11 protein-coding genes are annotated in these 8829 nt (G+C 64.2%); 8 read left to right on the forward strand and 3 right to left on the reverse strand.

The window, feature by feature from the left end; translation table 11 throughout:
• Nucleotides 1-188 (forward strand): zinc ribbon domain-containing protein (locus VGG53_RS17290; RefSeq protein WP_331519302.1); only part of this gene is annotated, 188 nt, incomplete at its 5' end.
• Between the two features lie 224 nt (nt 189-412).
• On the opposite strand, the gene VGG53_RS17295 is transcribed toward VGG53_RS17290, so the two are convergent.
• Nucleotides 413-1210 (reverse strand): SDR family oxidoreductase, encoded by a 798-nt coding sequence (locus tag VGG53_RS17295; protein WP_331519303.1) that lies wholly within the window; start codon nt 1208-1210, stop codon nt 413-415.
• A 51-nt stretch (nt 1211-1261) separates the two neighbouring features.
• Between VGG53_RS17295 and VGG53_RS17300 the strand changes: the two genes are divergently transcribed.
• Nucleotides 1262-2347, forward strand: coding sequence for a DUF2235 domain-containing protein (locus tag VGG53_RS17300; RefSeq protein ID WP_331519304.1), 1086 nt, complete (start codon nt 1262-1264; stop codon nt 2345-2347).
• Between the two features lie 13 nt (nt 2348-2360).
• Nucleotides 2361-2912: a phospholipase D-like domain-containing protein gene (locus VGG53_RS17305; RefSeq protein WP_331519305.1), complete on the forward strand. Its 552-nt coding sequence runs from the start codon at nt 2361-2363 to the stop codon at nt 2910-2912.
• Here VGG53_RS17305 and VGG53_RS17310 read toward each other — a convergent pair.
• On the reverse strand, nt 2909-4642 hold the full coding sequence (locus tag VGG53_RS17310; RefSeq protein ID WP_331519306.1) for a sulfatase-like hydrolase/transferase: 1734 nt from the start codon (nt 4640-4642) through the stop codon (nt 2909-2911). The genes VGG53_RS17305 and VGG53_RS17310 overlap by 4 nt on opposite strands.
• The gene (locus VGG53_RS17315; RefSeq protein ID WP_331519307.1) at nt 4635-5081 is read right to left on the reverse strand and encodes an SRPBCC family protein; all 447 of its coding nucleotides are present in this window, start codon (nt 5079-5081) and stop codon (nt 4635-4637) included. Before VGG53_RS17315 ends, VGG53_RS17310 begins: the two co-directional genes overlap by 8 nt.
• A 323-nt stretch (nt 5082-5404) precedes the next feature.
• Here VGG53_RS17315 and VGG53_RS17320 point away from each other — a divergent pair, with 323 nt between their 5' ends.
• The 5 genes from VGG53_RS17320 to VGG53_RS17340 form a co-directional block, all read left to right on the forward strand.
• On the forward strand, nt 5405-5710 hold the full coding sequence (locus VGG53_RS17320; RefSeq protein WP_331519308.1) for a hypothetical protein: 306 nt from the start codon (nt 5405-5407) through the stop codon (nt 5708-5710).
• A 138-nt stretch (nt 5711-5848) separates the two neighbouring features.
• Nucleotides 5849-6520, forward strand: coding sequence for a TetR/AcrR family transcriptional regulator (locus tag VGG53_RS17325; protein ID WP_331519309.1), 672 nt, complete (start codon nt 5849-5851; stop codon nt 6518-6520).
• 350 nt (nt 6521-6870) lie between these two features.
• Nucleotides 6871-7665, forward strand: coding sequence for an ABC transporter permease (locus tag VGG53_RS17330; RefSeq protein WP_331519310.1), 795 nt, complete (start codon nt 6871-6873; stop codon nt 7663-7665).
• Between the two features lies 1 nt (nt 7666).
• Nucleotides 7667-8536: an ABC transporter permease gene (locus tag VGG53_RS17335; protein ID WP_331519311.1), complete on the forward strand. Its 870-nt coding sequence runs from the start codon at nt 7667-7669 to the stop codon at nt 8534-8536.
• Nucleotides 8537-8541: 5 nt separating this feature from the next.
• Nucleotides 8542-8829: MlaD family protein (locus tag VGG53_RS17340; protein ID WP_331519312.1), on the forward strand; the 288-nt coding region annotated here is incomplete at its 3' end.

The raw sequence follows: 8829 nt of genomic DNA on the forward strand, positions 1-8829 counted from the left end.
CGGCCTACACCAGCCAGCGTTGCACTCACTGCGGCCACATCGACAGACGCAACCGGACCAGCCAGGCCCAGTTCGTCTGCCAGGACTGCGGATTCACCGCAGAACACGCAGACATCCTCGGAGCCGACAACATCGCGCTACGTGCACCAAACACCTGGGCCCAGTCAACGGTCCCCAGCGCGGCGTGAAGCGTGACAGCCAGTCACGAACAACAGCTGCAAGCCTGGCCATTCATGGCCGGGTAGTTGACCAATCTCAGTAGACCCTTTGGTCACTGGCTGGAGGACTAGTTGCTTCTGCGATTTGAGTGCGTATGTGATATCAGGCCCGGTGATATCACATACGCCTTCGTTTCCAAAAGATGTGTACGCCGACTTCCTGGTGCGCAGGTGGCTGGTGTGACAGATCCCTACTACCGCTTCAACACTCGCTTGAGGACCGGCAACACCAACGGGGTCGGCACAAACCGGGTGGAGCCCAGCGCCAACCGGACTTGCGGTCCGCCCGGGACCACCGACCCGCGACCGTGCTCGGCGGCCTTCAGCGCGTCGGCGACCACCCGCTCAGCCGAAACATGGGTGAATCCCGGCAGTTTGTCCACCAGCTCTTGGGCGTCATTGGTGGCCTGGAACTCCGTCGGCACCGGGCCCGGGCAGACGGCGGTGACCGTCACGCCGCTGTCGGCGACTTCGGCGTTGACCGCCTCCGACAGCCACAGCACATACGCCTTGGACGCGGCGTAGTTGGCGTTGTACGGGGCCGGCTGAAATCCCGACACCGACGACAGGTTGATGATCGCGCCGCGACCGCGCTCGACCATGCCCGGCAGGTAGCGCAGCGTCAGGTCGGCCACCGCCTCGACGTCGACGCGCAGCATCTGCAGTTCCTTGTCGCGACCTTCGGCGCCGAACTTGGTGTAGATGCCCAGGCCCGCATTGTTGACCAGGATGTCGACCTGAACGCCCAGCTCCTCGATCCGTCCGACCAGCCGGTCTCGGTCCTCCGGAATTGCGAGATCGGTGCCGACCGCGACGGCGTGCTCGTCGCCGCCTAACTCCGTACACAACCGTTGCAGCCGGTCTTCCCGGCGGGCGGTGACGACGACGCGGTAGCCGCGGGCCACGAGTTGACGGGCGAATTGTTCGCCGATACCTGAGGATGCGCCGGTGACGACGGCGACCGAGCCTGCCGATGGCGGTGGAAGTGTCATGTAACGCGAGCCTAGTCCCATTAGCGGGCACCGCCACGTAAAGTGCCGCACGTGGGCAAGCGGATCGTCCTCTGCTTTGACGGCACCGCGAATCAAATCGGCGCCGGGAATCTGACCAACGTCGCGAAGTTGTTCGAGATGCTGGACAAGAACGATCAAGCCAGCCAGCTCGCCTACTACGACCCTGGGGTGGGCACGCTGGCGCCCGCGCGTTCTTCGCTGATGGGCAAGCTGACCCTGTTGTATGAGCAGGCATTCGGCGTGGGTCTCAAAGACAATGTGGCACAGGCATACCGGTATCTGATGCAGCATTGGCGCCCCGGCGATGCGGTCTACATTTTCGGGTTCAGCCGCGGCGCCTACACCGCGCGCGCACTGGTCGGCATGCTGCTGCGGCCCGGGTTGCTGCGACCCGGCTCGGAGAACCTGCTGCCGTACGCGGTCGAAAAGTACGCGATCAACCGGCATTTCACCCAAGACGAGTACGACCGGTGGGCCGAGTTCGCCCGCGCGTTCTGCTGGCGTACCGAGAATGAGCCGCTCTTTGAGACCGTGAAGCTAAACAGTCCAAATCAGGTGTGGCACTACGCGATACCGGTGGCCTACCTGGGCCTGTGGGACACCGTGAAGGCGGCCGGCTTCCTGCGGTTCGGCAACCTGCGATGGCCCTACACGCGCACGTTGCCCAACGTCGCGCGCATCCGCCACGCCGTGTCGATCGACGAACGACGCCGTCCCTACCGGGAATACCTCGTCGAACGACATCCGCTCGGATTGCAAGAGCGGTGGTTCGCCGGCGTACATGCCGATGTCGGCGGCACGTTCCCCGACCATCGGCTCGCTACGATCGCGCTGAAGTGGGTCACCGACGGCGTCGTCGGCGAGTTGGCGATCGATGCGGCGGCCTACCGGCAGGACTGCACGGTGGCCGAGGACTTCGCCGACGCACCGATCCACAACAACGGAAAGCTGTGGTACCTGGTCGGCTGCCGGCGCCGGCCGATGGGCCCCGACGCGCTGGTGCATCCCAGCGTCCTGGTGCGCCGCCGCGACAACCCGGGCTACCTGCTGAACCTGACCGCGCAGCAGCAACAGCAAAGCGCCGACCCGAAGGACTGGACCTCTCCAGCGTTGTAAAGGAGCAATTGCCATGGCACTGGATTCGCTGACCGCACTGGACCAGTACAAAGCCACGCCGTTTACACCCGGCTATCCCGACGCCACCCGAACGTTCTACAGTCCGGTCGACCAAGTGCACGAGGCGCTCAAAGCCCTGTTGACGTCGGCCACCAAGAGCATCGTTGTGGCGATGTACGGCTATGACGACACGGAATTGAATACGGTTCTCCAGTCGGCGTTGAACGACGAAAAGATGTATGTGCAAATGAGTCTCGATTCAACTCAGGCCGCAGGCAAGGCGGAGCATGCACTACTGGCGCCGTGGCTCAACCACAAGATCGGCAACAGCATCGCGATCGGCCACAGCGAGAAGTCGGCGATCATGCATCTGAAGATGGTCATCATCGACGGCGTCGACGTCATCACCGGCTCGACCAACTGGTCCACCGGCGGCGAATCCAAGCAGGACAACCAGCTCACCGTGATTCGCGACCCGTACGTGTGCGCGGAGGCCCGCTCCCGCATCGACATCATCCATGACAGCATGCTCAAGCAGATGGCCGCGGCGGCGGCCAAGAGCTAACGCTGTCGGCGAGAAGCGTAGGGCCAGGGCTTGTTTCGCTCTGGGATAGCCTCGGCCCGCGCGTGCTTCAGCTGCGCCCGCAGCTGCTGGCGCAGCTCGTGCAGGTCCGGGTCGGTCCACCGGTTGTGGGCCTCGATCGGATCGGCGGTGAGGTCGTAGAGTTCCCACTGGTCGTCGAGCGGGCTCATCCGATACGCCTCTCCGCCAAGCCCGTTCGCTGCCAGGTGACGCACCCCTGGTTCAGTCCAGGTGGCCGGGTCGTCAAAGGTGCGCACCAGCTTCCACAGCTGATCGTCGACGCGGACTACCAGGCCCTCGAAGTTCGACCCGACGTGCGCGGGCACCCGGATACGCAGCGGCCCGGGCGGATTCGACGTCCGTCGCAACCGTCGGGCAGCACCCGAGGCGCCGCTGTCGCCCTCGAGGATGTTGTCGCGGGTCATGATGTAGACCGCACGATCGTCGTCGGCCGGCGCGCCGTGCACGACCGGCATCAGGTTCTGGCCCGGCAGCGGGTGCACCTCGGAGAACGACGCGGCCAGGCTGTCGGCGGCCGCATCGACGTCGACACCCGCCGCGGCCAGCAGTGTCGGCAGCACGTCGACATGCGATGTCGGCGCCGATACCGCGCGCGACGTTGTAGCGCTGTCACCGATCCGCGCGATGACGAACGGCACGCGGGTGGCCTCGTCGTAGAGGTTGAACCACTTCTGGTGCAGACCACCGTGGGCGCCGAGCAGATCCCCGTGATCAGAGGTGCGCACCAGCACTGCGTTGTCCGAGCCGCCCTCGGTAACCGCCCGTCGCACCCGGTCGATCGGCCCGTCGACCTCGGCGTGCAGTTGGTAGTACAGGTCGCGGTAGCGCTGCGCATTGCCACGGTAGGCCCGGTCGATCAACCGGGCCGGGCCGTAGCCGGAGGCGTAGGCCGCACGGAATGCGATTTGCGCCGCCGGCTTGCTCGCCAGGTCTTCCTCGGCGGTGGGCGCCGCGGGCACGTGCGGCGGATCCAGCAGCGACGGCTTCACTGGGCTGCGGCGCACCCAGCCCGGGAACAACACGATGTCGTGCGGGTTGACGAAGCTGGCCACCAACAGGAACGGACGCTGCGCGGCGGGGTCGCCGGTGCGACGGCGCGCATACCGGTCGATCAGCCAGCTGACGACCCGATCGGCGACCAACGGATCGCGGCGGATGCCCGCGTTGGCCGGCAAGGCGCCGTGTGGCTCCGGACCTACCCACCCCGAGAAGCCAAACGGGGCAAGAGGATCAGCGTCGAGATAGCGCTGGACGGCGTCATGGTCGACGACGCCGTCCGCGTCGCTGGTCGCCAGCACACGCCCGTCGGCGTCGTGCAGATCGGCGTGCGAGATGTGCCATTTGCCGTCGTAGTGGGTGTCGTAACCGGCGGCGCGGAACCAATTACCCATGGTCGGCACCTCGCCGGGCCGCAACCAGCGCATGCGTGAGTCGTCGGGCAGCTTGCCCAGGCCGTCGGTCTGGGTGACGCCGTGCAAGTCGGGGTAGTGCCCGGTGAAGATCGTCGGCCGACTGGGCGCGCAAGCCAGCGAGCCGGTGTAGTGCCGAGTGAAACTGACGCCGCTCTCGTCGAACCACTTGCGGCCGTGGAGTGTTCGGTCGCGCCAGGCGAGCACCTCAGACGACTCGTAGGGCGGGATGGCACGTTCCTCGTCGGTCATCACAATGATGACGTCGGGGCGACTACTCACGAGACTTCTCCAATCGGTTGGCAAGACCGGCGAGCATGATGTCGGACTGTCGGACTTGGACACGGCATAGCGCACGTTCGGCAAGCTTTTGCAAAGGGCCAGAACCGATTTCGACCGTGCTGGTCAGCGTGATGACTGTGGCGCCGTTGTCGGCCGGGCGCAGACTCCAGCGGTTGTTGAACCGCCGCACCCGCTTGGGCAGGCCGTCGACGTCATAGGCCAGCGCACGCACGGCTTCGAACTCGGTGATCTGCTCTACCAGGGCGTCGCGGCCGATCTGCACTCGCCGCGTGGTGCCGACCGGCTCGCTGCGCTGAGTGAGGATGCACGAATGCTCGATGTTGTCCGCCCATGAACTGATCGAACCGAAGTCCGCGAGGACATCCCAGACTTCCTTCGGGTCAGCCGCGATGGTACGGCTGCGGTCGATTTCGGCCACCGGCTCACCGTACGCGGCCAGAAGTGCGGCGCTCGGCAGATCTGCGGGTCCGTCACCGAATTTGAGACTTTTAACCGATGGGAGGCCTGCAACTGGCAGACTTCAGTGATTAGCCACTGAGCAGGTGAGACCACCACGATGGATGCCGCGATAGCTGGGATGAGTCGGGGTGGCACGGCGCGCCGCGGATACAACTTCCCCAACGCTGAGGCGGCCTTTCGAACACGCCCTCCGAATCGATCCGCGTCTGGTGGCGCAGTGGCACAACGCGGCACTGAACGGAGGTAGCGGATCGGACGGATCAACACCAAAGGAGTGAATCGATGTTAAAAAGCGTACCCGTCCACAACGGCGCCCATCAGCGGCGCACGCAGGATGCCAAGCTCTTAAAGGAGTCAGGCGCCCACAAGCTCGTCATCACGGACCGCGACGGCAACTGCTTGGCATTCGTATTAGCTTGGGAGAGCTTTGATTACGATGCTGAGTCCGACACCTACGTGTGCGTTGCCGACAGCGATGGCAGAGAACTCATGACCATGTACACCACCGGTGAAATCAGATCAGTACCTGGGGCAAACATGTATGTCCTGACCGCACCAGATGGGTTCAGTGGCCGCAGGGCACTGTAGGCCCTTCTGATCCAACGGAGGGCCCGGCGAGCGCCGACCTCGAGCGTTCCGGGTCTTGGTGAGGCTTCTGCTGTGCTACACGCCGCGGAGGATATGATAGACCGGTCGTACGGTTAGTTTGGCTCCGAAGGGTTTGAGATGCCCAGATCGCCCGGCAGACGTAACGAGATTCTCGACGCGTTTGTCCGCTATGTCGCCGAACGTGGCTATGAGAGAACAAATATCGGCGATATCGCCGACGAATTGGGCATGTCCAAGGGCACCATCGTTCATCACTTCGGGACCAAATCGCAGATGTTGCGAGAGCTCGAGGAAACCCACCTGACCCGTCAGCTCGACGTGCTGCGGATGGTGTGGGATCGCCTGGCCGCGCCGCACGAACGCATCGTCGCGATCATTTACACCTCCACACTGCTACACGTGATCGACCGCGACGCGACGGTGGCAAGCCAGCGCGAGGTCGTTCAGTTGACCGATGACCCGGCGATGCTTCAAGTACAGAAGTTACGTGATCAATTGCAGGCATTGACGATTGGCGAGATCCGCAACGGGGTTGAGGGCGGCGTGTTCCGGGCCGTGGACATCGAACTGGCGGCACTGCAGCTGTGGGGATCGCTGCAGTCGCTGTGGGTGTGGTTCGATCCCGACGGTCCCCGGACACCCGAACACGTCGGAGCCGCTTTCGTCGACGTGTTCCTCGGCGGCTTGCTGCTCGACCGGTTGGAACTCAGCAAGTGGGCGAACCCTTCCGCTGACGTCGTCACGGTGGTGCGTGAATGCCTTGCCGCGGTCACGGGCGCCACGGACTGACCTCGCAGCGACAGAAATGCTTTGCGCGAGTTGGTCGTAACCGGTTCCGGCTGGAAGGGCTGAGTAGGCTTATAACGGTCGCTGCCGATCGGTCTTGTCGCGTTATTGACTGTACGGACGGTCAGGTGCAATAGTGGCTGCGTGACGCAATCAGACGCGACACTGACCCAGCGGACGGGCAAGAATGCCGGCCGGGAGGATCACGTGGTCGAGTGGCGTCGGGGCCGAGGTGATGCGATACGCCGCGGGTCACACCGAGGTCCGAGATCGACTCTGTTCATCAAAGGCTCGAAATACTCTCTGGTGAAACATGTTTCGCGGTGCTGCGACCCTGACCCGGATCCGTACCAATGACTACCTCGAACGTGATTGCCAGCAAAATCGGCAACCAACTCCGGCCCGGGGCAGAAGTGGTCGGTGGCTTCTTCCGGATGTGCGCGCTTACCGGCAAAGCCCTGCTGAAGCCGTTCGAATGGCGCGAGTTCATCTGGAATGGCTGGTTCCTGATGAGGGTGTCGCTGCTGCCCACTATCGCGGTGGCGATCCCGGAAACCGTGCTGCTCATCTTCACGCTCAACGTCCTGCTGGCCGAGTTCGGCGCAGCCGATGTCTCCGGTGCCGGTGCGGGGATCGCCGCGGTCACCCAACTCGGCCCGATCGTGACGGTGCTGGTGGTCGCCGGCGCCGGGGCCACCGCGATCTGTGCCGACCTCGGCGCGCGCACCATCCGCGAGGAGGTCGATGCGATGGAGGTGCTTGGTATCGACCCGATCCACCGATTGGTGGTGCCCCGTGTCGTCGCTTCCACGGTCGTCGCCGTGCTGCTCAACGGCCTTGTCATCGCCGTCGGCCTGAGCGGCGGCTACCTGTTCAGCGTGTACCTGCAGAACGTCTCCAGCGGTGCCTACCTGTCCACGCTCACCGTGCTCACCGGGCTGCCCGAGGTGGTGATCGCGCTCGTCAAGGCCGCAATTTTCGGGCTGATCGCCGGCCTGGTCGGCTGTTACCGAGGGCTGATTGCCCAAGGCGGGTCCAAAGGTCTGGGCACTGCCGTCAACGAGACCGTGGTGCTGTGCTTCATCGCGCTGTTCGCGGTCAACGCGGTGATGACGACTATCGGTGTCCGGTTCGGAACGGGGCACTGACATGTCGACGATTGCCGCCCCGCTTGCCCGCATCTTGCGGCCGGGTCCCACTGTGCGCCGGTACCGCAACGCCCCCGCCCGGGTCCTGGTCGAGATCGGGCAGATGGTCTCGTTCGCGCTGACCGCATTCGGGTTGATCCCCTTCGCGCTGCGCAGCTACCCCAAAGAGATGCTGCGGATTATTGCCCAGATGGGGATGGGTACCGGCGCGATGGCCGTGGCCGGCGGAACCTCCGCGATCGTTGGATTCATCACGCTGTCCGCGGGCTCACTGGTCGCCATCCAGGGCTTCGCGTCGCTGGGCAACATCGGTGTCGAGGCGTTCACTGGATTTTTGGCCGCGATGGTCAATGTGCGGTTTGTGGCGCCGGTGGCCTGCGGTCAGGCGCTAGCAGCCACCGTCGGCGCCGGCGCCACCGCCGAACTGGGCGCCATGCGCATCAGCGAGGAGATCGACGCGCTGGAGGTGATGGGGATCAGGTCGATCGCCTTCCTGGCATCCACCCGGGTGGTGGCGGGTTTCATCGTCATCATCCCGTTGTACGGGTTGGCGATCACCCTGGCCTTCCTGTCCGCACAGGTCACCACGGTGTTGTTGTACGGGCAGTCGGTCGGCACCTACAACCACTATTTCCATACATTCCTGCGCCTCAATGACGTGGGCTGGTCGTTCGCGGAGGTGATCCTCGTCGCGGTGGTCGTGATGACCACCCACTGCTACTACGGCTACACCGCCAGCGGCGGCCCGGTTGGCGTCGGTGAAGCGGTCGGCCGGTCGATGCGGTTGTCGTTGATCACGATCGTGGTCGTGGTCGTGCTGACCGCGATGGCGGTCTACGGCAAAAACCCCAACTTCAACCTCACGGTGTAGCCCTCATGCCAGGGAAGGTCAACCCGCCACGTATCCCGCGATACAAGACGAGGGCTGCGGTGTTCTTGTTGGCCATGGCGATGTTGTTGGCGTTGTTCTGGTTGCAGTTTCGCGGAGAGCTCACGTCGAAGACGCCGTTGACAATGGTGGCTGCCCGGTCGGGTTTGGTGATGGATCCGGGTTCCAAGGTCACCTACAACGGGGTGGAAGTTGGCCGGGTGGCCAGCATTTCGGAGATCCAGCGCGACGGCAGGCCGGCGGCCGAGTTCGTCTTGGATGTGGATCCGAAGTAC

The organism is Mycobacterium sp. (genome assembly GCF_036490025.1).
Taxonomy (GTDB): domain Bacteria; phylum Actinomycetota; class Actinomycetes; order Mycobacteriales; family Mycobacteriaceae; genus Mycobacterium.